Source organism: Serratia sp. LSHTC3 (assembly GCF_057197125.1).
On sequence record NZ_JBXUNP010000001.1, the window covers coordinates 1,040,243 to 1,062,049 of the forward strand.

Genomic DNA, 21,807 nt, shown 5'->3' on the forward strand with positions numbered 1-21,807 from the left:
GTCAGGACAGGTAGTGCTTCAACGCGCGCCCGGCCTGGTGGATCGCCGAATGCACCGCCGGGACGTGGGCGAGCGGATTCAACAGGCCGTAATCGTGGATCAGGCCGTTGTAGCGGGTGGCGGTGACCTCGACGCCGGCGGCGTCAAGCAGACGCGCGTAAGCTTCCCCCTCATCGCGCAACACGTCCAGCTCGGCGGTCTGCACCAGCGCCGGCGGCAAGCCCCGCAGCTGTTCCGGCGTGGCGTTGAGCGGCGAGGCGTAGATCTCTTTGCGCTGCGCCTTATCGGGCGCATAGCTGTCCCAAAACCACTTCATCATGTTGCGGGTCAGGAAATGGCCTTCGGCGAACTGATGATAGGAATCGGTATCAAAGTGGGCGTGCGTGACGGGCCACAGCAGGATCTGGCAACGCAGCGCCGGTATGCCTTTCTCTTTGGCCATCAGGCTGACCACCGCCGCCATATTGCCGCCGACGCTGTTGCCGACCACCGCCAGCCGTGACCCATCGACATTGATTTTTTCGCCGTACTCGGCCACCCATTCCGTGGCGGCGTAGGCCAGATTGATCGCCTGAGGATAATGCGCTTCCGGGGAGCGTGGGTAGTTGACGAATACCGCCGCCGCGCCGGAGCTGTAAACCAGATCGCGCACCAGCCGCTCATGAGTGGGAAAATCGCCCAGCACCCAGCCGCCGCCGTGAAAGAACATGAATACCGGCAACGCCTCCTTGACCCTGGCCGGCCGCACCAACTGCAGCAGAATATCCTGGCCCTCAACGTGGATGGTTTTCTCGCTGATCTCCACCTCGCGCAGCGGCACGTCTACGCTGCGCTGCGCCGCTTCCAAAACTCTGCGCGCCTCTTTGGGCTTCATCTGCTCCATGGGTTTACCGCCACCGGCATTCAGCGCGTCGAGAAACGCGCGGATGTCGTGTTGGGCGTGCGGCTGGCTGAGATCGACGGTTTTCTTGGGCATGGTGGCTCCTTGTGCGCAGAAGAGAAGGGGCGGTCAGGATCACAGTGTAGTCGCTGGCGTACAAAGCAGGAACCGCGGTCAGCGCGGCTCCTTTTTCGCGAGTATGGCGGGTGGCGCCTCTGCGTCGCTGCCGCGTTGCACCATGCTGGCGCGCCGCTGCACCCGATGGGGGCAAAAAGTGTGATAGCGAGCAAATTGGGGGAAATTATTTTTGCGAGCCCGATCAGAAATCCTGAAGTTTTTCGTAATTGAATAGGATTTCGCACGCAATGATGATTTTAGGCCTTATTTTTTAATTTATGCATTACCAATGCATAGAAAATGAATAAATATTCATTATAAGCCGTTGTTTTAACGTAAAAAATAGCCAAATCCGGCAAAAATCCCGTTTTGGCACGATAGCTGCTCTACACTCTTTATCAAACGACATGTATTTTAACTGCTCGTTAACATTTACTCCCCGCTCAGGGACCGGATATACGCCATAAATAGTGAAAAACCGATTTTATGTAACAGATTTGTTTCTAAATCAGCGGTAAGGGACAGCATTTTCTCCGCCGCGAAAGTCGGTTTTGAACAACGGTTTTTTTGCATTGTGGCGGTCTAACCGGGCTTGAGCGGCCCTTACAGTCAAAATTCAGCCTTTGCTGAGATTATGAGGTCACTATGGAACAGCCAATCGCAGTTACCCGCCAGTCTTTCGATGACTGGATGGTCCCGGTTTATGCCCCTGCCGATTTTATTCTGGTGCGTGGCGAAGGATCGCAGGTGTGGGATCAGCAGGGTAAGTCTTACATCGATTTCGCCGGCGGCATCGCGGTTAACGCGCTGGGCCATGCGCACCCGGCGGTCAAGGCGGCGCTGGTGGAACAGGCGGGCAAACTGTGGCATCTGGGCAATGGCTATACCAACGAACCGGTACTGCGTCTGGCCAAAAAACTGATAGACGCCACGTTCGCCGACAAGGTGTTCTTCTGTAATTCGGGTGCAGAAGCTAACGAGGCGGCGCTGAAACTGGCGCGTAAACACGCGCACGACCAGCACGGCGCCGGTAAAGATCAGATTGTGGCGTTCAACAACGCGTTCCACGGCCGCACGCTGTTCACCGTCTCCGCCGGCGGCCAGCCGAAATATTCGCAGGATTTTGCGCCGCTGCCGGGCGGCATCACCCATACGCCGTATAACGATCTGGCCGCAGCGGCCGAGCTTATCAACGATCGCACCTGCGCGGTGATCGTCGAGCCTATTCAGGGCGAGGGCGGCGTGCTGCCGGCGGAGGCCAGTTTCCTGCAGGGGCTGCGTGAACTGTGCGATCGTCATAACGCGCTGCTGATCTTCGACGAAGTGCAGACCGGCGTCGGCCGCACCGGCCATCTGTATGCCTACATGCAGTACGGCGTGGTGCCGGACGTGCTGACCACCGCCAAAGCGCTGGGCGGCGGCTTCCCGATCGGCGCGATGCTGACCACCGATGCGCTGGCGAAAACGCTGGGCGTCGGCACCCACGGCACCACCTACGGCGGCAACCCGCTGGCGACGGCGGTGGCGGGGGAAGTGTTCTCCATCATCAACACGCCGGAAGTGCTGGAAGGCGTCAAACAACGTCACCAGTGGTTCATCGACGGGTTGAACGATATCAACCGTCAGTACCCGATCTTCGCCGAGATCCGCGGCGGCGGTTTGCTGATCGGCTGCCAACTGAAGAAAGACTATGCCGGCAAAGCGAAGCAGATCACCCAACTGGCCAACGAAGAAGGCGTTATCGCGCTGATCGCCGGTCCGGACGTGGTGCGTTTCACGCCGTCGCTGATCATCCCTGAGCAGGATGTGAAAGAGGGGCTGGCGCGATTCGCGCGCGCCGTGGCGCGCATTTGCAGCTAATCAGCGGGCTGCGCCTTCACCGGCGCAGCCTGATTCAGAAGAGGTTCGCATTATGATGATTATTCGCCCTATAGAGCGTCGCGATCTGGCGGATTTACTGACGCTTGCCGGTAAATCCGGCATCGGTCTCACTTCACTGCCGCAGAATGAAGATACCTTGTCGGCGCGCATTGAGCGGGCGTTAAAAACCTGGCAAGGCGAACTTCCGCAAAGTGACCAGTGTTATTTGTTCGTGTTGGAAGACAGCGAGCGCCGGCAGGCGGTGGGGGTCTGCGCGATCGAAGTGGCCGTCGGCCTGGCGGAACCCTGGTACAGCTTCCGCGTCGGCACGCAGGTGCACGCCTCCAAACAGCTGAACGTCTATAAATCGGTGCCGACGCTGTTCCTCAGCAACGACCATACCGGCCATTCGGAACTGTGTACGTTGTTCCTCGATCCGGATTATCGCCACGGCGAGAACGGCAAGCTGCTGTCGAAGGTACGTTTCCTGTTTATCGCCGCGTTCCGTGAACGCTTCTCCCGGCGCCTGATCGCCGAGATGCGCGGTTTCTCCGATGAAAACGGCCGTTCGCCGTTCTGGGAGAGCGTCGGTCACCGTTTCTTCTCCATCGAGTTCGCCAAGGCGGACTACCTGAGCGGCACCGGGCAAAAGGCGTTTATCGCCGAGCTGATGCCGAAACACCCGCTGTATGTCGATTTCCTGGCCGAAGATGCGCAGAAAGTGATTGGCGAAGTGCACCCGCAAACCCTGCCGGCGCGCCGCCTACTGGAGGCGGAAGGCCTGAGTTATCAGGGCTACGTCGATATCTTCGACGGCGGCCCGACGCTGGAAGCGGAGATCGACCATATCCGCGCGGTGAAGCAGAGCCGCCTGGTGAAAGTGGTGCTGGATGACACGCCGATGCGCGCCGATGCGCCGGTGCATCTGGTGGCCAACGACAACTATCAGAATTACCGCGCACTGTTGGTCAATGCCGATCTGTATGACGACCGCCTGCATATCAACGCCGCCACCGCCGCGGCGCTGGGCGTCGAACAGGGCAGCCCGGTGCGGGTGCTCCCCCTTATTGCACAGGAGAAAGCATGATGTCCCATCCTGCTCTGTTGGTTAATGGCGTCTGGCGGCAGGGCCGCGGCGCCGAGTTTGGCAAGACCGACCCGGTCGGCAATCAGCCGCTGTGGCGCGCCAACGCCGCTGACGCCGATGACGTCGCCGCTGCCTGCGAAGCCGCGCGCGCCGCGTTCCCCGCCTGGGCGCGCACGCCGTTCGAGCAGCGCGAACAGCTGGTGAAACGCTTCGCCGCCTTGCTGGAGGAACACAAGCAGTCGCTGGCGGAAACCATCAGCCGCGAGACCGGCAAGCCGCGTTGGGAAACGCTGACCGAAATTCAGGCGATGATCGGCAAGGTGGGCATTTCGCTGCAGGCCTATCAGGCGCGCACCGGTTTTAGCCAGACGGCGATGGCCGACGGCGCTTCGGTGCTGCGCCATCGTCCGCACGGCGTGCTGGCGGTATTCGGGCCTTACAACTTCCCCGGCCATCTGCCGAACGGCCATATCGTGCCGGCGCTGTTGGCCGGTAACTGCGTGGTATTCAAGCCGAGCGAGCTGACGCCGTTGACCGCCGAGGAGACCCTGAAACTTTGGCTGCAGGCCGGTCTGCCGGACGGGGTGATCAATCTGGTGCAAGGCGGCCGCGAAACCGGCGAAGCCTTGGCGGCCAGTGCGGATATCGACGGTCTGCTGTTTACCGGCAGCGCCGGCACCGGCTATCACCTGCATCGCCAATTGGCGGGGCAGCCGGAGAAGATCCTGGCGCTGGAGATGGGCGGCAACAATGCGCTGATCGTCGACGGTTTCGAGGATCGCGACGCGGCGGTCAACCTGGCTATCCAGTCGGCATTTATCTCCGCCGGTCAACGTTGCACCTGTTCGCGTCGCATTCTGGTGAAGCAAGGGGCGGAAGGCGATGCCTTTATCGCGCGTTTGGTTCAGGTGGCGGGCGAACTGCGCGTCGGCCGTTGGGATGCCGAACCGCAGCCGTTTATGGGCGGGGTGGTGTCGGCTGCCGCGGCGGAAAACATGCTGAAAGCGCAGCAGCGCTTGCTGGCGTTGGGCGGCAAATCGCTGCTGGCCATGCGTCTGCTGGAGCCGGGCAGTTCGCTGCTCAGCCCGGGCATCATCGAGCTGACCGGCGTGGCCGGCGTGCCGGACGAAGAGTACTTCGGGCCGTTGACCACCATCGTGCGTTACCGCGATTTCGACGAGGCTCTGCGGCTCGCCAACCAGACGCGCTACGGCCTGTCGGTGGGATTGGTCTCGCCGCAGCGCGAGCTGTTCGAGCGGCTGTTGCTGGAAGCGCGCGCCGGCATCGTCAACTGGAACAAGCCGCTGACCGGGGCGTCCAGCGCGGCGCCGTTCGGTGGCGTGGGGGCCTCCGGCAACCATCGCCCAAGCGCCTTCTATGCGGCGGACTATTGCGCCTGGCCGATGGCTTCGCTGGAAAGCGAAAGCCTATCGCTGCCGGCCACGCTCTCGCCGGGCTTGTCGTTCCGTTAATCGTCTGCGGCGGCGCGATGGCGCTGCCGCACGCTATCCCCAGGGGATAAACATGTCAGGATATGAAGTCAATTTCGACGGTTTGGTGGGGCCGACGCACCACTATGCCGGGCTGTCGTTCGGCAACGAGGCGTCGACGCAGCATCAAAACAGCGTATCGAACCCGAAGCTGGCGGCGAAACAAGGTTTGCTGAAAATGAAGGCGCTGGCCGATCTCGGTTTCCAGCAAGGGGTCTTGCCGCCGCAGGAGCGGCCGCATTTGCCGATGCTGCGTCGCCTGGGTTTCAGCGGCAGCGATGAGGCGGTGCTGGCGCAGGCGATGCGTCAGTCGCCGCGCTTGCTGTCGGCGCTCAGCTCGGCATCGTGCATGTGGACCGCCAATGCGGCCACCGTGTCGCCTTCGGCGGACAGCGCCGACGGCAAGGTGCACTTCACCGCCGCCAACCTGAACAACAAATTCCACCGCGCCATCGAAGCGGAAACCACCACCGCCGTATTGCGGGCGATGTTCAGCGACGATCGGCATTTCGCCCACCACGAGGCGCTGCCGCAGGTGGCGTTGTTCGGCGACGAAGGGGCGGCCAACCATAACCGTTTGGGCGGCGACTACGCCAGGCGCAGCGTGCAGGTGTTCGTCTATGGTCGTCAGGAGTTCGGCGGCGAAACGGCGCCGGCGCGTTATCCGGCGCGCCAGACGCGCGAAGCCGGCGAGGCGATCGCTCGCCTGCACCAGTTGGATGAACAGCATACGGTCTTCGTGCAGCAAAACCCGGCGGTGATCGATCAGGGCGTGTTTCATAACGACGTGATTGCGGTCAGCAACCAGAACGTGCTGTTCCATCATCAGCAGGCGTTTTACCGCCAGCAACAGGCGCTGGATGAAGTGCGCCGCAAGATGGCGACGCTGGACAGCGAGCTGGTAGCGATCGAAGTGCCGACAGAGCGCGTCTCGGTAGCGGACGCGGTGGCGACCTATCTGTTCAACAGCCAAATTCTTACCAAACCGAACGGCAAGATGATGATCGTCGTGCCGGAGGAGTCGCGTCAGCACGCCGGCGTGTGGCGTTACCTCAACGACATGGTCGGCAGCGGCGGCCCTATCGATGAAATCCGCGTGTTCGACCTGCGTGAAAGCATGCGCAACGGCGGCGGCCCTGCCTGCCTGCGGTTGCGGGTGGCGCTCAACGAACAAGAGTTGAGAGCGGTCAATCCGCGCGTGATGATGAACGATCGGCTGTTCGCAACGTTGAACGAGTGGGTCGATCGTCATTACCGCGACCGCCTGACGCAGGATGACCTGGCCGATCCGCTGCTGCTGCGCGAAGGGCGCGAGGCGCTGGATGCGCTGACGTCGATCCTCGGTCTCGGCGCCATTTATCCGTTCCAACGCTAAGGGAGGCAGCATGATCGATCTACTGCCCCTGACGCTGGAAGGGACCGAACCCGTCGAATGGCAAGGTGAAACACCGCAGCTGCGGTGGCGCTGGCAGGGGGAAGGGGTGCTGGAGCTTACGCCACGACAGCCTTACCGCCAGGCGATGGTGATGTCGGCGGGCGTGCACGGCAATGAAACCGCGCCGATTGAACTGCTCAATCAGCTGGTCGGCGATCTCCTTGCCGGCCGGTTGCCGCTGACGGTGCGACTGTTGGTGGTGCTGGGCAACCCGGCGGCGATGCGGGCCGGCAAGCGTTATCTGCACAGCGATATGAACCGCATGTTCGGCGGCCGCTACCGCAACTTCGCCGCCAGCGGCGAAACCGTGCGCGCGCAGCAGTTGGAGCGTGCGCTCGCCGCCTTTTTCGATGGGGAGCAGGCGGCGCGTTTCCATTACGATTTGCACACCGCCATCCGTGAATCGCGTTTGCCACGTTTCGGCATTCTGCCCTTTCAGAAACGCCCGTACAGTGAGCCGATGTTGAAGCTGCTGGATGCCGCCGATCTGGATGCGTTGGTGGTACACAGTGCGCCGGGCGGGACTTTTAGCCATTACTCCAGCGAACATCTCAATGCGGCGAGCTGTACGCTCGAGCTGGGCAAGGCGCGGCCGTTCGGCAGCAACGATCTGCAGCAGTTTGCCGCCATCGATCGCGCTCTGCGGGCGGCGGTCAGCGAAGGGGCGCTGCCGACGCGTGCGGGCGCCGAGATTCGGGTTTTCCGTGTGATGCACTCGTTGATCAAGCACAGCGAAGATTTCAAACTGCATCTGGACGATGACACGGCCAACTTCACCGAACTGCAACCGGGTATGTTGCTGTGCGAGCAACCGCAGGAGGACTATCGCGTGGGCCAGGAGGGGGCGTGGATACTGTTCCCTAACCCCAGCGTGGCGTTGGGCCTGCGTGCCGGCATGTTGTTGAGCGAAGTTTCCCGCTCTACGCTGTATTGATTTATCCACGGTGGCGCCGTCAGCGCGCCGCCGTTATTCCTTTCATTATTTTAATCTGCTATTTCCCGCTATTTTTATTCCCGTAAGGCGAATTTTATTCGTTACTAATCCGCGTCTTTATACGAATGAATAGAAGGCAGTGTCAGGTCGTTATCTGAAAGCCTTAATTGCCTGGTGAGTTTGTTAAGATAAAAATGTGAAATAAGTAACGTTTTTAATAACCATGCTAATCTTGTTGTTACTTTTGAATCGCGCAGAAAGCACGCAAAACGAAACTAAATTGCACTATAATGGTGCATTACACCGTTTTGGTTATAACTTATGTGATAAAAAATTCTTATATTCAATGGGTTGAGTGATTTCTTTTTTGTAACATTTAGTTACACATAAACATGCTTTCTCCTCGTTGTTTCATGAACTTTTTGATTTTAAGTTTTGATTCATGATGCTAATGTCACATCACCCCGGCATTAGGGGAGCTCATAAAATACCAAAAGATAAAATCACAGCCCAAATTATAAATTGGGCGTGACGGGCAGGGTTCTAATTATAATATCTAGGAAAATAAATGATGAAACGCAGTGTATTAGCCTTAGCTGTCGCCCTCGGGGCGATCACCTCCTTCGCCAACGCGGCTGAAATCTACAATAAGGATGGCAATAAACTCGACCTGTACGGCCGCGTTAACGCCAAGCATTATTTCAGCGACAGTAAGTCCAACGACGGTGATATGACCTATGTTCGTCTGGGCTTCAAAGGCGAAACGCAAATCAATGACCAGTTGACCGGCTACGGCCAGTGGGAATACAACGTCCAGGCCAATCACGACGAAGCGCAGGGCACCGCCGGCACCAAAACGCGTCTGGGCTTCGCGGGGCTGAAATTCGGCAACTACGGTTCTTTCGACTACGGCCGTAACTACGGCGTGGTGTATGACGCCGAGGCTTACACCGACATGCTGCCGGAATTCGGCGGCGACTCCTACAGCTATACCGATAACTTTATGACCGCCCGTTCCAACGGTTTGGCCACCTACCGCAACCGTGATTTCTTCGGTTTGGTGGAAGGCCTGAACCTGGCGGTGCAGTATCAGGGTAAAAACGACGGTGACGGCCGCAGCGTGACCAAGCAAAACGGCGACGGTTACGGCCTGTCTCTGGACTACCAGGATATCGGCGGTTCCGGCATCGGCGTAGCGGCGGCGTTCTCCGATTCCAACCGCACCAGCGCTCAGAAAGCGCTGCAGTATGGCAAGGGTGACAGCGCTACCGCCTGGACCACCGCGGTGAAATACGACGCCAACCAGGTTTACTTGGCTGCGATGTATGCCGAAACCCGTAACATGACGCCGATCAGCGTCAACGGCACTTCCGGCTTCGCCAATAAAACGCAAAACTTCGAAGTGGTGGCTCAGTATCAATTCGAGAACGGCCTGCGTCCTTCCGTGGCCTACGTGCAGTCCAAAGGCAAGGATATCGAAGGGATCGGTGATGCCGACCTGGTGAAATACGTGGAAGTGGGGGCGACTTACTACTTCAACAAAAATATGTACACCTACGTCGATTATCAAATCAACCAGCTGAGCGACGATAACAAACTGAAACTGGCCAACGATGATATCGTTGCCGTCAGCCTGACGTATCGTTTCTAATCTGCAATTTCATTACCTTCATCCTGTGTCGGGATTGGTAATCAGGCAGGGCGCAAGCCCTGCCTTTGTTTTATCGGGATCTCAGCCTTTGGGCGCCAGCCCGACCAGTTCAATGGCGGAACGCAGTGCGACGAAACGTTGCTGATCCTGCTCACGCTCTATTTCGTCCACCAGCTGTGAAAGAATATTGCCGCCGGATACCTTTTTATGTTTTTGGATTAACTGCAACACTGCGTCGCCTAACGCCAGGCTGACGTCGCGCAGCAGAGTTTCATATTGCTCGTTGGAATGAGCCGATGCTGGCATGACCTTTCTCTGTCTCTCTCTTCTTCGGGAGCCGCAATTTAGCAAAACAGCGGCCTTATGCCTCAGAGGAAGACGAAGTTTCCGATGAAATCAGAAATTCCTCAGCATTGCGCGGGGAGCAGGTTAAAAATCCGAATATTCGCTGGCTGGCAACCAGAAGCCGTCGATAAACTCTTCCATGGGATAACAGCCGGCGTGTCGCAAGTTCTGTTCCTTCATCGCGACCAGGCATTGCGGCTCGTCGCGCAATATATCGACCACCATTTCACTGCAGCCGCCATCCAGATAACAGACAAACATCACCAATGCGTACATCGTCGCACGCCTCCTTCGTCGAGTTGCCTTGTCTGCAACAGTGTAGGTAGAAAAGCGCGATTTTTCAGCATCATTGCACGATTAATCGCCATGGAAACGCCGCTGACGACACTTTCGGAATACTCTACCCGTTTCTGACGCCGTGAGCGGATGGCATATCCTTTTGTCGATGCTAAGCTTAACAAGCCTTACTTAAACGCATTACTGCAACCATCAAAAGGAGTGAATATGGGCTTGTTTAACTTCGTCAAAGAAGCGGGCGAAAAACTGTGGGATACAGTCACCGGCAATGCCTCCGCCGAAGATCAAAGCGCCAAACTCAAGGAGCATCTCGATAAGAGCGGCCTGCCGGGCACCGACAAAGTGAATGTGCAGGTGGTCGATGGTAAAGCCGTAGTGACCGGCGACGCCGTCAGCCAGGAGTTAAAAGAGAAGATCCTGGTGGCTATCGGCAACGTGGCAGGTATCAGCGGTGTGGAAGACAAGGTGGCGGTAGCGCAATCCGACGCCGAGAGCCGCTTCTATACCGTGAAGAAGGGCGATACGCTGAGCGCGATCTCTAAAGAGATGTACGGCAACGCCAATCTGTACAACAAGATTTTCGAAGCCAACAAGCCGATGCTGTCGAGCCCGGACAAGATTTATCCGGGGCAGGTGTTGCGTATCCCGCAATAACGCGTCGGTCTACCCTGGCCCGGTCACGTACCGGGCTTTTTTTGCCCTCTGCAATCGGCGTCTCTTATTTCCTTGCGCTCTCCATGCCAGTTACATATCCCCTGTGTACTTGCTCGCTCGCCGGCAGGCGCGGTGTTGACCCTGATGGGGAAAATTGATAGCGTCATCCCCCGGTTGAGGCCGGAGCGACCAAGTCAGCGACGTTGGCGCCTTATTCTGAGGGGATGTTTTGCCCCGTCAAACAGCAATGCAGCAGTTGAACGAGTGAAAACCGATTTAGTGAAACAAGAGCGTAACGCCTCAACGGATAAAAACTATCGAGAAACCTTGGGTGATGCGCAATTTGCGATCGTCGTATTGGCGGTGGCGTCCTGCTCACTGATTATCTTTACGCTGGCGGTCACGCTGTGGGTGACCTGACGCGATTAACTAGGGGAGATAAAATGGAGCCTAATCTCCATGATGAAACCAAACTGCTGGCGATCATCGGCCTGTTGGTGTCCGTGCTGCTGGTGGTATCAATTCTCTTTGGCGTGACCTATTTCTCCGATCTCAGGCACGCGCATGACGATATAGACATCAAGAGCTGCTATATCAAAGCCCCCTGAACCGCGCGAACGTGCCTGCACGTCGCCGCTCTGCGGGGGAGCTGTCCTGTGTTAAGCTTGGGCGGTTACCCTTGGCGAATCGGCGCCATTCAGGAGGTCTTTGCGATGAGTCAGCCACGTCCTACGCTCTCTTCACCTTCACGCGAGTGCCCCGTCGTTGACGGCGTGCGCCAGATACAACGTATTGCCGTGCGTAACGCCGAAGTGGGGGGCATTCCGATCAACCGTGCGTTGCCAACCCGGGAGCGGCGCACCGTCGGCGCCTGGTGTTTTCTCGATCACGCCGGGCCGACGGTATTCAACGGCACTTCGCCCGGCATGGATGTGGGGCCGCATCCGCACACCGGGCTGCAAACGTTCACCTGGATGATAGAAGGTGAGGTGCTGCACCGAGACAGCCTCGGCAGTGAGCAGGTGATTCGTCCGGGTCAGGTTAACCTGATGACCGCAGGGCACGGCATTGCGCATACGGAACAGTCGGTGGGTGAGCAACGGCGATTGCATGCTGCGCAATTATGGATCGCGCTGCCGGCCGAACATGCCGACATGGCACCACGCTTCGATCATTATCCTGATTTGCCGCAGTGGCAGAATAATGGCGTGAATCATCGTTTGTTGGTTGGGGAATTTGGCGCTTATTGTTCACCGGTGTTCACTCTTTCGCCATTAATCGCCATTGATCTGGAATGGGAAGAAGCGGCAAGAATCGAATTGCCGTTGCACGATGATTATGAAATCGGCTTTTTGCCCCTTATTGGTGCATTTGAACTTAATGGTGAAACCTTTTCACCTGATGAATTCGCCTATTTGGGCATAAAGAATAACTCTATTGGGTTAAATGCACGGAAGGGGAGCCGGGGATTACTCATCGGTGGGGCGCCATTAAACGAAGAGATCCTTATCTGGTGGAATTTCGTTGGCCATACCAAGGCTGAAATTACTCGGGCTCAGCATGATTGGGAACAAGGCGCGCCGCGTTTCCCGCCGGTTAGCGGTTATTCTGGTGAGCGCATGACCGCACCGCGCCTGCCCTGGAACGATGTTTGATAGCGTTAGGATATAATCGCCGCGATTATTCGGCTTATTTCGCTCTAATAAGGCGTAATTAATGTGATCGCGGCTCCAGCTTTACGACAATATAAGGTTTCTCGGCGGAAAAGTGATCTGGCGCATATAACGACAGTGAGAAGAAGTTTAGGATAATCCTCAGGAAGTCAGGTTGTCTCCCGTTAGTCAGATGTCAGTGAGGTCATTATGAGCCAGGTACTTTATCGTGCAAGATTGTCCCATGTCGTGGTTGCCACGGCGCTGTTTTGGGTCTCTGTCGCGGCATTGTTGGTCGCCGTATTAAACTAACCTCAAAAAATGACTCCTGCATAAACCCGCTTCGGCGGGTTTTTTTATCTCCGCCGATGGGGAGGTGAGCGAAGGCGTTTATAATTGATGGCATCTTCAATAAACGACTGGAACCATCATGAAGTTCTTTGCCGATATTTTGCTGCTGCTCATCGCAGCGCTCCATCTTTATATCCTGGTGCTGGAAATGTTCCTGTGGCGTACGCCCCTCGGCAGGCGCGCATTTGGCACAACGGCGGAGTTCGCCGCAGCCACGCGGGTGTTGGCCGCCAATCAGGGGTTGTACAACGGCTTTCTGGCGTTGGGGTTGGTATGGAGCTACTGGCGTGGGGATATGGCACTGCAGCTGTTCTTGCTCGGGTGCGTGCTGGCGGCCGGGGTGTTCGGCGGGTTGAGCGCCAGCCGCAAAATTCTGTGGGTGCAGGCGCTGCCGGCCGCGATCGCGATGCTGGCGGTCTGGGGGGCGCGTTAACCCGCCGACTTGCGGCGGGCTTCAGGCGGATTTTTGGTGAATGACGTGCAACGGCGGATCGATGTGCAGATCAACGCTCAAATCCTGGCGGAAATCATAGGGTGTGATATTAAAACGCTTTCTGAACATGTAGGTGAAGTGGGACTGTGAACCGAAGCCAAAGTCCAGGGCGATGTCGAAGATCGACGCTTCACTGCTGCGCAGTTGATAGACCGCGCCGGCCAGACGGCGTTCGCGAATGTATTTACCGAGCGAAATCCCTGTCGCTTCTTTGAACAGCTTCTGCATGTGCCACAGCGAGTAGCCGGAGTACTCGGCCAGCTCTTCGAGATGGATCACTCGTCCGAGGTGAGTTTCGACCCATTTGCTGAGGGCGCAGACCAACGAGAGGTGGTGTTCTTGTATCATCAGTGCGTCAGTGTGAGACCTACATAGCGGTGAAGTATACACAACTTGCCGCCGTCGACAAAAATGCCGCCGGTGACGGGGGGCAATTATTCGGAAAAACCGTTTGACCGCCGCTTGTCAGCCGAAAGGAAAAACGGCTAATCTGAGACTGTCGCCGCCGCGGTGGGGGACGCAAAGAAAGCCGCAGCAAGAACCGCCAAAACAGAGTCAGCCGTAACAACTCAACGTTGATGGGGTGATCGCATGTTAATGACAGTGATTATTACTCTGGTTGTAATCGTGGGCGTCGGCGCTTTTATGGCGACGCCGGTGATGAGCATGAAGAATGCGGAAGGTGTGGGAGGTGAAGAACCGTGAGAGCAAGAAGATATGCACGCCGCTAAGCGGGGCGAGCGCTAATCGGGAAAGCCTGGGTCAGAAACCCGGGCTTTTTGTTGCGTAACCGCTCAAACGTTTTTCCGCTCGACGGTTTCCTCTCCCCAATAAAGCTGGTCGGCGGTGGTTTTGGCAAAGGCCTTTTCCAACGCCTCATCACTGCCTTCTTCCCAGATTTTCTGCGCCAACACTTCATCGTTCCCTGCCAGCTCAAAAATGGCTTCGGCGATTTCCACCGAAGTTTCACGCACTGTCGCCCAGGATTTCACATTGTGATTCGCCATAACTTTCTCCTGTTGGTTGTGGCTTGCGGGTGGTTTTTACCACCGCCATGCAGCAAGTATAGGCCAATCCGCCGCAGGCTTTTGCCCGCCGGTGCGCAGAATGGGGAAAAAGACGGGGAGTGCGGGCAATGGCGCGGACGCCATGCTATTCTGTGCGGCGTTTGAATCAAGAAGGAAATTTATTATGTCTGACATGCTGAGCAACGAGCAGGAACTGGCTTCCGATCTGGTCGCTTGCCAACTGGTCATCAAACAGATTCTGGACGTTATCGACGTGATTGCGCCGACCGAAGTGCGCGACAAGATGGCGGGTCAGCTCAAAAGCATCGATTTCTCCACGCATCCTGCCGGCGCCGATCCGGTGACCCGCCGAGCGATTGACAAGGCGATTGCGCTGATCGAGATGAAGTTTACCCGCAACTGAGGCGGGGCCGCCGCAAAGCGGCGGCGTCGGGCGGTGGCGGTTAATCCACCACCGTTTCGATTTTCTTGAACAGCGGGCAGTCGGCTATGCCGATGAAACCGTTGTCGCCATTCACGTACTGGGCGATCGCCACGTTGCGCGCCGTCAGGTATTTGCACTGCAACCCTAACCCGCCAACGTTTTTGTTGCTGCCGATCAGCACGCCGTAGCCCGAGATCAAAAAGCCGCCGTAAATGACCGCCAACACCAATACCCACCTAATCAATTTGCTCATCGTATTTCCTCGTTATCCCTGAGGGTTCATCTAGCCACGGCGCCTATGCGAGGGCAAGGGTAACAGTCTGAAAACCGGGCGATAGCCAGAAATCTAAACGGAAAGTTAAACTTCGTTTAACTTCGCTGTGATAACATGCGCGATAGATTACCAAGATAACAATGAGGCTGCTAAATTTGTTGCGAAAAAAAATCCTCGTGATAATGACGGCCGTCGCTGCCTGCCTGTTTTTCTACCTGCTGGCGCTGGACAGCTATTGCGACGATGGTGGAAATTTTGCGTTGGGCATCTGTTCGGTGACCCGCTTCGTGCCCTGGTAAGCAATTTTTGGCAGGGATGTTCGCACGGCCGCCGCGAGTGTTAAGATGGCGGCCTGAATTTCGCAGTAGATAGGGTTGTCCATGTACGATTTAGGTTTTGGCCAGAACGGCCTATTGTCGCTGGCCCTCGCCGCCGTGGCGTTGCTGGCCGGGCTGTGGGGCTGGTTCCTGGTGAACCGCGCCAGCGTGCGCGCCAATGAGCAGATTCGCCTGCTGCAGGAGATTGCCGAGCAACAACGCCAGCAAACGGCGCTGTTGAAGCGTATGGCGCACCGCGCCGGCGCAGACGGCGCCGCTGCTGCTGACGACGATCTCAACCCCGCGCTGGATTTCAAAGGTTTCATCCCCGAACGTTGAGCATGATGCCCCGGCCGACGGCAGCGTCGCCGGGGCGCCTCAGTAAAACACCATGCCCTGATACGGCTTTTCCCGGCATGCCGCCAGGCGGCTGGCCAAATCGCCGGCATGGATCTCCAATTGATGCCCATCGGGATCGAGAAAATAGAGTGATTCGCCTTCGCTGCGATTGCTTTTCCACTCTTCGACGCCGGCCTGGCGCAACCGCTCGCTGACCTGCTCAATGTGTTCCGGCGCGACGCTGAAGGCGTAATGGGTGTAATCGCGCTCGCGTTGTTGCATGCGCGTTTCATCCAGCGACAGGCATAGCCACAACGGCCCTAACGACAAATAGGCGCCGCCTTGCCAGCGGGCGTGCGGGATAAATCCCAACAGATGCCGATAAAAATCGAAGCTGCGATCGAGATTGCTGACGGCGAGCGTCAGATGGTTAAGGCCGATCAACATGCATGCGTTCTCCGGGCGCTGAACAGGGAGAAAAGTTTACGCAGACGCTAAGGAAAGATAAAGGGGACAAAGCATTAGTAGAGATAATGTGAAAACCGGCGGCGCTGTCATAAAACTGTCGTACAGGCATCGTAATGTAGCGCGAACCTTACGAAAGATGGATGAAGCCGATGATTAAATGGTACGAAGAAAGCGATGCCGAAGTGAACCGCAGCATTGCGCTGCTGACCGGAGAGAACCCGGACAAGTGGTATCCCTACGGTGGTGTGAAAGGTAAAGATTACTGCAAGAATCCCTCCGATGCCTGGCCGATCATTTGCGCCAACAAAATCAGTCTGAACCCCGATAACCAAAGCGACAGCCCGCAGTGGCAGGCGCGCATGAGCACTCAGGGCGGTGAATGGCAGGCGGACAGCGCCAGTCCGCTGCGCGCGGCGATGATCTGCTTCCTGATGAGCCGACAGGCTAACTGAGTCGAACAATACCGGTGATTGGTAAGAGTTTCTCCTTTTTCTAATAACAGAGCTGTCGTTGGCGGAGGCTGTTTATGAAGCGCATTATCAAAGGTGATAAAAACTTGTCTCATCTGGTGATTGCCCATGCGGCGATCGATCGTCATGCCGAAAGCTTCGGCCAGCGCCGTCAGGGCTGGCCCTCGACCTACCTGATAAAATATCAAAACGATCGCGTGGCGGTGGAAGTGGTCACGCGTAGCCAATCTTATGTCGCCACGCTGATGATCGGCGCGCGCAATCTGACCAAACTGTGCGGTATGCCTGGCTAAACGCTGCCGTTATCCGCTTTCTCGCGGTAAAAAAATCGCGCTCCGGCCTGCCGTCTCGGGGCGCTTCTCCTTGATGCTCACGGGGTTAAGTGTTAAAAAGCCGCCCGCAGATACATTTATTGATTGGTGAAATCTTGGCCGATAGCGGCAAGGGTATACGCCATATGAGGATAAGATGGGCGGTCAGCATCAGGATACTCCGCTAAAACGCGGTTTAAAAAACAGACACATACAGCTTATTGCCCTCGGGGGCGCCATCGGTACCGGTTTATTTCTCGGCATTGCGCAAACCATTAAAATGGCCGGCCCCGCCGTGCTGCTGGGCTACGCCATCGGCGGTTTTATCGCGTTTTTAATCATGCGCCAGCTGGGTGAAATGGTGGTGGAGGAGCCGGTCGCCGGCTCTTTCAGTCACTTTGCCTATAAATACTGGGGCGATTTCGCCGGCTTCCTTTCCGGCTGGAACTACTGGGCAATGTTCATTCTGGTCGGCATGGCGGAATTGACCGCCGTCGGCATCTACATTCAGTACTGGTGGCCGGAGATCCCCACCTGGGCCTCCGCCGCGCTGTTTTTCGTGCTGATCAACCTGATTAACCTGGTGAACGTGCGCCTGTACGGCGAAACCGAGTTCTGGTTCGCCATCATCAAGGTAGTGGCGATTGTCGGCATGATCGTCTTCGGCGCCTGGCTGTTGGCCAGCGGTAACGGCGGGCCGCAGGCCAGCATCACCAACCTCTGGCAGCAGGGCGGCTTTATGCCGCACGGCTTCTCCGGGCTGGTAATGGCGATGGCGGTGATCATGTTCTCGTTCGGCGGGCTGGAGATGGTCGGCATCACCGCGGCGGAAGCCGCCGATCCGCGCCGCAGCATTCCCAAAGCCACCAATCAGGTGGTGTACCGCATCCTGATCTTCTATATCGGCTCGCTGACCGTGCTGCTTTCGCTCTATCCGTGGGGGCAAGTGGTGGAGGGCGGCAGCCCGTTCGTGCTGATCTTCCATGCGCTGAACAGCAATCTGGTGGCAACGGTGCTCAACGTAGTGGTCTTGACCGCCGCGCTGTCGGTTTACAACAGCGGCGTTTATGCCAACAGCCGCATGCTGTTCGGGCTGGCCAGCCAGGGCAATGCGCCGCAGGTGCTGACGCGCGTGAATAAACGCGGCGTGCCGGTGCTGTCCATCGCGCTGTCGGCGTTGATTACTTCGATCGGCGTGCTGATCAACTACCTGATGCCCGGCAAGGCGTTTGAGCTGCTGATGGCGCTGGTGGTGTCAACATTGGTGATCAACTGGGTGATGATCTGCCTGGCGCACCTGAAGTTCCGTGCCGCCAAGAACCGTCAGGGCGTCATTCCGAGCTTTAAGGCGCTGTGGTATCCGTTCGGCAACTATCTGTGCCTGGCGTTCCTCGGCCTGATTTTGGTGATTATGTATTTCAGCGAAGGGATCCGCATTTCGGTGCTGCTGATGCCGGTGTGGGTTGCAGTGCTGTGGGGCGGGTTCATGCTGACGCGCCGCAAAGGCGCCAAGCGTTAATCTGCGCGCGGAGGCGTATTGCCCGCCTCCGCTTCTTTTCTCGTTAGCCGCGCGGCATAAAGGCGCGGCCCTCACCGTGACCCCGCCCCAGCAGTTTCCGGCACAGCAGCAGCAGGGTGCTGATGACGTCGATGGCGACTACGCTGAGCATCAGCAGAGTCAGCATGAAGAACCCAAGCAGCGAACCGCCCAGCAGCACCAACGGTGCAGGCACGCGCAGCCGGCGCAGCTTCATGGCGAAATACATTTTCCAGTATTGCTTCTGCGCGAGCAGCGCGCTGCGAATACGACGCCCCAGGCCGATGCCTGATTTGCGGGATGTAGAACGACTCATAACTTCTCCTTTTCTGTATGCCCTACAAGTCAATCACAAAGATCTTAAGAGAGTCTTAACGGGCTCTTGGCGGCCCTGGCTTTCCACTGGAGTGAGACAACAGCATACGGCAAAAGGTCCCGAGATGCAGCGCACGGCTGACAAAGTGCGAGCTTCATCGGGTTTGTTACACTGAAAGTCATGCCCGTGCAGGGCGCTGTGGTCGGGAGAAAAGGCAGGATGAAAAGAATCAACCGTTATTACGACGCGGCCAAGGCGCATCATACGCCGGAGGGATTTCGCAACCTGGAACCTTCGCGGCGTCAGGAGGGCGATCTTCGGCGTTGGCAAGATGAACGCAAGCGACAGGGGCTGCCCAGGCCGCCGCAGCAGGGTTATGCGCAATTTACCCAGCGCTGGTGGCAACCTGCCGATCTCAGTGGCAGCGACGACAGCGTCTGGTGGTTGGGGCATGCCTCGATGCTATTGCGATTGAGTGGCCGCTATATCCTGATCGATCCGGTATTGTCCGAACGTGCATCGCCGCTGAGCTTTTACGGCCCAAAGCGCAGAACGCCGCCGCCGTTGACGGTGGGGCAACTGCCGGCGGTGGATGTGGTGCTGATCTCCCATAACCATTATGACCACCTCGACAGGCGCACGGTGCGGCAATTGGCGCGGCGTTTCCCACAGGCCGAGTTCATCGTGCCGTTGGGGTTGAAGCGCTGGTTTCGCCGCTACCGGCTGAAGGTGCATGAACTGGACTGGTGGCAGAGCCTGTCACTGGGCGAGCTGACGGTCTACGCCACGCCGGCGCGGCACTGGAGCATGCGCACGCTGTGGGATCGCAATCGCTCGCTGTGGTGCGGGTGGGTAATCCACCATCCGGCGCTACGGTTTTATTTTTCCGGCGACAGCGGTTATTCGGAACGGCTGGCGGAGATCGGTCAACGGCTGGGGCCGTTCGACGTGGCTGCGTTGCCGATCGGCGCCTATGCGCCGCGCTGGTTTATGCAGGAGCAGCATATGGATCCGCAGCAGTCGGTGGCGCTGTATCGCGAACTGAATCAGCCGCGAGCCATTCCTATCCATTGGGGAGTATTCGAACTGGCGGATGAATCGCTGGACGAACCGCCGCAGCAGCTGAACCTGGCCCTGAGCGAGGCGGGGTTGGAGCAGCATCAATTCCTCCCGCTGAAGATTGGCGAGCGCATCGCGTTGCAGGGCTCATCGCCTGCGTTACCTAATCACCCGGCGGCGCAGCGGGATGAATAAAGTCAATGGTTTGAAAGCGCAGCTGTAATTAGCAGAATTGATAAGTGCGGGTGGTGATTCAAATAACCCCCGTATTTTCAGGATTTAATTCAACGTTGAACTTTCGTTATTGATAAGATTATTCCGGCTATTGAGGTTAATGACATTCGGATTATTTATGATGAAACCACAGGCAGCGGAAGATGTGCCGGCGCTTTGCATGCTTATGCATCCGTTGTGCAGGGTGGAGACGTTGCCGCCGACCCGTGCGCCGTTCTCGCCCGCGCCGTTTGGCGGCAGGGCGGAAAGCCGATGAGGAATGGGCTTTCCGGCGGTAAATGGTCGGAGGAGCGATGAATAAATTGGCCCCCGTTCATCGATATTCAGATGTTGCATATCAAATTCCATAAAGATTCAAATTTTTTAACGCTATAAGCGGCAAAAAAGCGGAAATGATGAGACGCAAAGGCGTCAATACGATGAAAGTTTTGTTAAAACTCCAGCAGAATGCGGGGTCTGGCGCAGTGATTTTGGCAAGCAGAAAATAGCCGATGCTTCAACATCTTTTGACCTATTTAAGCAAATGTTGCGCTCGACCGTTTCAAATATGTGCGACATGTCGTTCAGTGATTAAAAATGGCTTGCCATCGCATACAGAGTATGTGATAACGCATCTGGGTAAAACGAGGTACAGTTCTGTATATGTGTGGCATTTTCAGTAAAGAAGTTCTGAGTAAAGACGTTAGCGTTGAATACCGCTTCTCTGCCGATCCTTATCTTAGTGCCTCAAGCAGTAACGACTCTAGTTTGTCTATGTAACGCCCTCGGGCGGTTTAAACAATCCAAAGGAAATACTCAAGATGGCAAAGATCAAAGGTCAAGTTAAGTGGTTCAACGAGTCTAAAGGTTTCGGTTTCATCACCCCGGCTGACGGCAGCAAAGACGTGTTCGTACACTTCTCTGCAATCCAGGGTAACGGCTTCAAAACCCTGGCTGAAGGCCAGAACGTTGAGTTCGAAATCCAAGATGGCCAGAAAGGCCCATCTGCAGTAAACGTTACTGCTATCTAATCAGCGTCAGCTGTACAAAAAGCCCGCCTTCGCGCGGGCTTTTTCGTTTCCGTCATCCGGCGGCGATGATGATGCCGGCGTACTGGTTGCGGCCTTTGATCCCCGGATGCGTCGGATCCTGCGCGCGCCGGTGGCTGTTGCGGCGATAGCTGGTGTATTTGAAGCGCTGCGGCCGCTGTGGGTCGACGTCCGGCGTGCAGATGGTGCAACTGCCGGCGCGGTCAACGGCGGCGAAGCCGAGCGCCGCCAGCTTGTATTCGGCAATTGCGGCCAAATCGAGATGCCGGTAATGCGGGCTGATCAGCGTGGCGGGCAGCGGCAGGCGCTGTTTAAAACTCTCCACCAGCGCTTCATCGACTTCGTAGCAGCACGGGCCGGCGGCAGGGCCGATGGAGACGACCCAATCGGCGGTGTCGCCGTCCTGGCGAATGCGTGCTGCCATCTGTTCCAGAATACCGTCCAGCAGCCCGCGCCAGCCGGCGTGCACCGCAGCGATGGCGCCGCCGTCACGGCGGCTGAACAGCACCGGCAAACAGTCCGCCGTCAGTACGCTGAGCAGAATGCCGGGCTGGCGAGTATAGAAACCATCGGCCTCGCCGCATGCCTGCGCCGGCTGCAGCACATCGACGATGCGGGTGCCGTGCACCTGTTTTTTTTCCGGCAGCGTGGCGCTGTAGGGCAGCAGATGCCCGGGCAGCAGCGCGAGTTTGCTGCCGAAGCCGTGCTGAATGTGGGGCACCGCATCGAGCAGCGCGGAACGATCGCTCATAAGTT

Annotated in this window: 30 protein-coding genes; 20 read left to right on the forward strand and 10 right to left on the reverse strand. The window is 57.3% G+C overall.

Going from position 1 to position 21,807, the window contains the following annotated elements:
• Position 1 precedes the first annotated feature (1 nt).
• On the reverse strand, positions 2 to 976 hold the full coding sequence (locus AC2CGI_RS04950; RefSeq protein WP_021503907.1) for an alpha/beta hydrolase: 975 nt from the start codon (positions 974 to 976) through the stop codon (positions 2 to 4).
• A 666-nt stretch (positions 977 to 1,642) separates the two neighbouring features.
• Between AC2CGI_RS04950 and AC2CGI_RS04955 the strand changes: the two genes are divergently transcribed.
• The 6 genes from AC2CGI_RS04955 (at position 1,643) to AC2CGI_RS04980 (ending at position 9,454) form a co-directional block, all read left to right on the forward strand.
• Positions 1,643 to 2,857 carry an aspartate aminotransferase family protein gene (locus AC2CGI_RS04955; RefSeq protein WP_015378175.1) on the forward strand — a complete coding sequence of 405 codons (1,215 nt, stop codon included), beginning with the start codon at positions 1,643 to 1,645 and terminating at the stop codon, positions 2,855 to 2,857.
• A gap of 52 nt (positions 2,858 to 2,909) precedes the next feature.
• Positions 2,910 to 3,944: an arginine N-succinyltransferase gene (astA, locus tag AC2CGI_RS04960; protein WP_004934585.1), complete on the forward strand. Its 1,035-nt coding sequence runs from the start codon at positions 2,910 to 2,912 to the stop codon at positions 3,942 to 3,944.
• Positions 3,944 to 5,416, forward strand: coding sequence for a succinylglutamate-semialdehyde dehydrogenase (gene astD, locus AC2CGI_RS04965; protein ID WP_076740793.1), 1,473 nt, complete (start codon positions 3,944 to 3,946; stop codon positions 5,414 to 5,416). Before astA ends, astD begins: the two co-directional genes overlap by 1 nt.
• Before the next feature lie 52 nt (positions 5,417 to 5,468).
• Positions 5,469 to 6,809, forward strand: coding sequence for an N-succinylarginine dihydrolase (gene astB, locus AC2CGI_RS04970; protein ID WP_015378173.1), 1,341 nt, complete (start codon positions 5,469 to 5,471; stop codon positions 6,807 to 6,809).
• 10 nt (positions 6,810 to 6,819) lie between these two features.
• Positions 6,820 to 7,803 carry a succinylglutamate desuccinylase gene (gene astE / locus AC2CGI_RS04975; RefSeq protein WP_021503905.1) on the forward strand — a complete coding sequence of 328 codons (984 nt, stop codon included), beginning with the start codon at positions 6,820 to 6,822 and terminating at the stop codon, positions 7,801 to 7,803.
• A 568-nt stretch (positions 7,804 to 8,371) separates the two neighbouring features.
• Positions 8,372 to 9,454, forward strand: a complete 1,083-nt coding sequence (locus tag AC2CGI_RS04980) for a porin OmpC (RefSeq protein ID WP_015378171.1) — start codon at positions 8,372 to 8,374, stop codon at positions 9,452 to 9,454.
• An 81-nt stretch (positions 9,455 to 9,535) separates the two neighbouring features.
• Here the strand turns inward: AC2CGI_RS04980 and AC2CGI_RS04985 are convergent, their stop codons facing one another.
• Together AC2CGI_RS04985 and AC2CGI_RS04990 are read right to left on the reverse strand one after the other, a co-directional pair.
• Complete coding sequence (locus AC2CGI_RS04985; protein ID WP_004934572.1) at positions 9,536 to 9,760, reverse strand: biofilm development regulator YmgB/AriR family protein; 225 nt, start codon at positions 9,758 to 9,760, stop codon at positions 9,536 to 9,538.
• A gap of 123 nt (positions 9,761 to 9,883) precedes the next feature.
• Positions 9,884 to 10,075, reverse strand: a complete 192-nt coding sequence (locus AC2CGI_RS04990; RefSeq protein WP_004934567.1) for a YdfD/YebW family protein — start codon at positions 10,073 to 10,075, stop codon at positions 9,884 to 9,886.
• A 228-nt stretch (positions 10,076 to 10,303) separates the two neighbouring features.
• On the opposite strand from AC2CGI_RS04990, the gene lysM reads away from it, so the two are divergent.
• The 5 genes from lysM to AC2CGI_RS05015 all read left to right on the forward strand — a co-directional run bounded on the left by lysM (position 10,304) and on the right by AC2CGI_RS05015 (position 13,186).
• A complete protein-coding gene (gene lysM, locus AC2CGI_RS04995; protein WP_015378169.1) occupies positions 10,304 to 10,750 on the forward strand; it encodes a peptidoglycan-binding protein LysM in 447 nt (148 codons plus the stop codon).
• Between the two features lie 264 nt (positions 10,751 to 11,014).
• Entirely contained in the window at positions 11,015 to 11,170 is a 156-nt protein-coding gene (locus AC2CGI_RS05000; protein WP_004934560.1) for a hypothetical protein, read from the forward strand.
• A gap of 23 nt (positions 11,171 to 11,193) precedes the next feature.
• Entirely contained in the window at positions 11,194 to 11,358 is a 165-nt protein-coding gene (locus tag AC2CGI_RS05005) for a hypothetical protein (protein WP_004934557.1), read from the forward strand.
• A 105-nt stretch (positions 11,359 to 11,463) separates the two neighbouring features.
• Entirely contained in the window at positions 11,464 to 12,405 is a 942-nt protein-coding gene (locus AC2CGI_RS05010; RefSeq protein WP_076740748.1) for a pirin family protein, read from the forward strand.
• Between the two features lie 427 nt (positions 12,406 to 12,832).
• Entirely contained in the window at positions 12,833 to 13,186 is a 354-nt protein-coding gene (locus tag AC2CGI_RS05015) for a DUF1304 domain-containing protein (RefSeq protein WP_015378167.1), read from the forward strand.
• A gap of 21 nt (positions 13,187 to 13,207) precedes the next feature.
• Here AC2CGI_RS05015 and AC2CGI_RS05020 read toward each other — a convergent pair whose 3' ends face one another.
• The gene (locus AC2CGI_RS05020; protein WP_004927697.1) at positions 13,208 to 13,594 is read right to left on the reverse strand and encodes a helix-turn-helix domain-containing protein; all 387 of its coding nucleotides are present in this window, start codon (positions 13,592 to 13,594) and stop codon (positions 13,208 to 13,210) included.
• Between the two features lie 446 nt (positions 13,595 to 14,040).
• Complete coding sequence (locus AC2CGI_RS05025) at positions 14,041 to 14,253, reverse strand: YccJ family protein (protein WP_004927694.1); 213 nt, start codon at positions 14,251 to 14,253, stop codon at positions 14,041 to 14,043.
• A 184-nt stretch (positions 14,254 to 14,437) separates the two neighbouring features.
• Between AC2CGI_RS05025 and AC2CGI_RS05030 the strand changes: the two genes are divergently transcribed.
• Positions 14,438 to 14,677, forward strand: a complete 240-nt coding sequence (locus AC2CGI_RS05030) for a DUF2766 family protein (protein WP_004927692.1) — start codon at positions 14,438 to 14,440, stop codon at positions 14,675 to 14,677.
• Positions 14,678 to 14,717: 40 nt separating this feature from the next.
• Here the strand turns inward: AC2CGI_RS05030 and AC2CGI_RS05035 are convergent, their stop codons facing one another.
• Positions 14,718 to 14,951: a YobH family protein gene (locus AC2CGI_RS05035; protein ID WP_015378166.1), complete on the reverse strand. Its 234-nt coding sequence runs from the start codon at positions 14,949 to 14,951 to the stop codon at positions 14,718 to 14,720.
• A 176-nt stretch (positions 14,952 to 15,127) separates the two neighbouring features.
• On the opposite strand from AC2CGI_RS05035, the gene mgrB reads away from it, so the two are divergent.
• Both mgrB and AC2CGI_RS05045 read left to right on the forward strand, forming a co-directional pair.
• Entirely contained in the window at positions 15,128 to 15,271 is a 144-nt protein-coding gene (mgrB, locus tag AC2CGI_RS05040; RefSeq protein ID WP_016927395.1) for a PhoP/PhoQ regulatory lipoprotein MgrB, read from the forward strand.
• An 81-nt stretch (positions 15,272 to 15,352) separates the two neighbouring features.
• Positions 15,353 to 15,628 (forward strand): YebO family protein, encoded by a 276-nt coding sequence (locus tag AC2CGI_RS05045; protein ID WP_076740749.1) that lies wholly within the window; start codon positions 15,353 to 15,355, stop codon positions 15,626 to 15,628.
• A gap of 39 nt (positions 15,629 to 15,667) precedes the next feature.
• Here AC2CGI_RS05045 and fos read toward each other — a convergent pair whose 3' ends face one another.
• A complete protein-coding gene (gene fos / locus AC2CGI_RS05050; protein WP_076740750.1) occupies positions 15,668 to 16,075 on the reverse strand; it encodes a fosfomycin resistance glutathione transferase in 408 nt (135 codons plus the stop codon).
• Between the two features lie 170 nt (positions 16,076 to 16,245).
• Here fos and AC2CGI_RS05055 point away from each other — a divergent pair, with 170 nt between their 5' ends.
• From AC2CGI_RS05055 to AC2CGI_RS05065, 3 genes are all read left to right on the forward strand, one after another.
• Positions 16,246 to 16,548 carry a phage protein NinX family protein gene (locus AC2CGI_RS05055; RefSeq protein WP_004927682.1) on the forward strand — a complete coding sequence of 101 codons (303 nt, stop codon included), beginning with the start codon at positions 16,246 to 16,248 and terminating at the stop codon, positions 16,546 to 16,548.
• 74 nt (positions 16,549 to 16,622) lie between these two features.
• Positions 16,623 to 16,859 (forward strand): DUF4060 family protein, encoded by a 237-nt coding sequence (locus AC2CGI_RS05060; RefSeq protein WP_004927680.1) that lies wholly within the window; start codon positions 16,623 to 16,625, stop codon positions 16,857 to 16,859.
• A 175-nt stretch (positions 16,860 to 17,034) separates the two neighbouring features.
• Complete coding sequence (locus tag AC2CGI_RS05065) at positions 17,035 to 18,396, forward strand: amino acid permease (RefSeq protein ID WP_015378163.1); 1,362 nt, start codon at positions 17,035 to 17,037, stop codon at positions 18,394 to 18,396.
• Positions 18,397 to 18,439: 43 nt separating this feature from the next.
• Here the strand turns inward: AC2CGI_RS05065 and AC2CGI_RS05070 are convergent, their stop codons facing one another.
• The gene (locus AC2CGI_RS05070) at positions 18,440 to 18,730 is read right to left on the reverse strand and encodes a hypothetical protein (RefSeq protein ID WP_044031054.1); all 291 of its coding nucleotides are present in this window, start codon (positions 18,728 to 18,730) and stop codon (positions 18,440 to 18,442) included.
• 219 nt (positions 18,731 to 18,949) lie between these two features.
• Here AC2CGI_RS05070 and AC2CGI_RS05075 point away from each other — a divergent pair, with 219 nt between their 5' ends.
• Entirely contained in the window at positions 18,950 to 19,984 is a 1,035-nt protein-coding gene (locus AC2CGI_RS05075) for an MBL fold metallo-hydrolase (RefSeq protein WP_015378161.1), read from the forward strand.
• Between the two features lie 84 nt (positions 19,985 to 20,068).
• On the opposite strand, the gene AC2CGI_RS05080 is transcribed toward AC2CGI_RS05075, so the two are convergent.
• Complete coding sequence (locus AC2CGI_RS05080; protein ID WP_130054767.1) at positions 20,069 to 20,359, reverse strand: hypothetical protein; 291 nt, start codon at positions 20,357 to 20,359, stop codon at positions 20,069 to 20,071.
• A gap of 306 nt (positions 20,360 to 20,665) precedes the next feature.
• On the opposite strand from AC2CGI_RS05080, the gene AC2CGI_RS05085 reads away from it, so the two are divergent.
• Together AC2CGI_RS05085 and cspE are read left to right on the forward strand one after the other, a co-directional pair.
• The gene (locus AC2CGI_RS05085) at positions 20,666 to 20,782 is read left to right on the forward strand and encodes a DUF2627 domain-containing protein (protein ID WP_002211058.1); all 117 of its coding nucleotides are present in this window, start codon (positions 20,666 to 20,668) and stop codon (positions 20,780 to 20,782) included.
• Between the two features lie 41 nt (positions 20,783 to 20,823).
• The gene (gene cspE, locus AC2CGI_RS05090) at positions 20,824 to 21,033 is read left to right on the forward strand and encodes a transcription antiterminator/RNA stability regulator CspE (RefSeq protein WP_002221949.1); all 210 of its coding nucleotides are present in this window, start codon (positions 20,824 to 20,826) and stop codon (positions 21,031 to 21,033) included.
• Positions 21,034 to 21,085: 52 nt separating this feature from the next.
• Here the strand turns inward: cspE and pgeF are convergent, their stop codons facing one another.
• The gene (gene pgeF / locus AC2CGI_RS05095) at positions 21,086 to 21,802 is read right to left on the reverse strand and encodes a peptidoglycan editing factor PgeF (RefSeq protein WP_004927619.1); all 717 of its coding nucleotides are present in this window, start codon (positions 21,800 to 21,802) and stop codon (positions 21,086 to 21,088) included.
• Positions 21,803 to 21,807 lie beyond the last annotated feature (5 nt).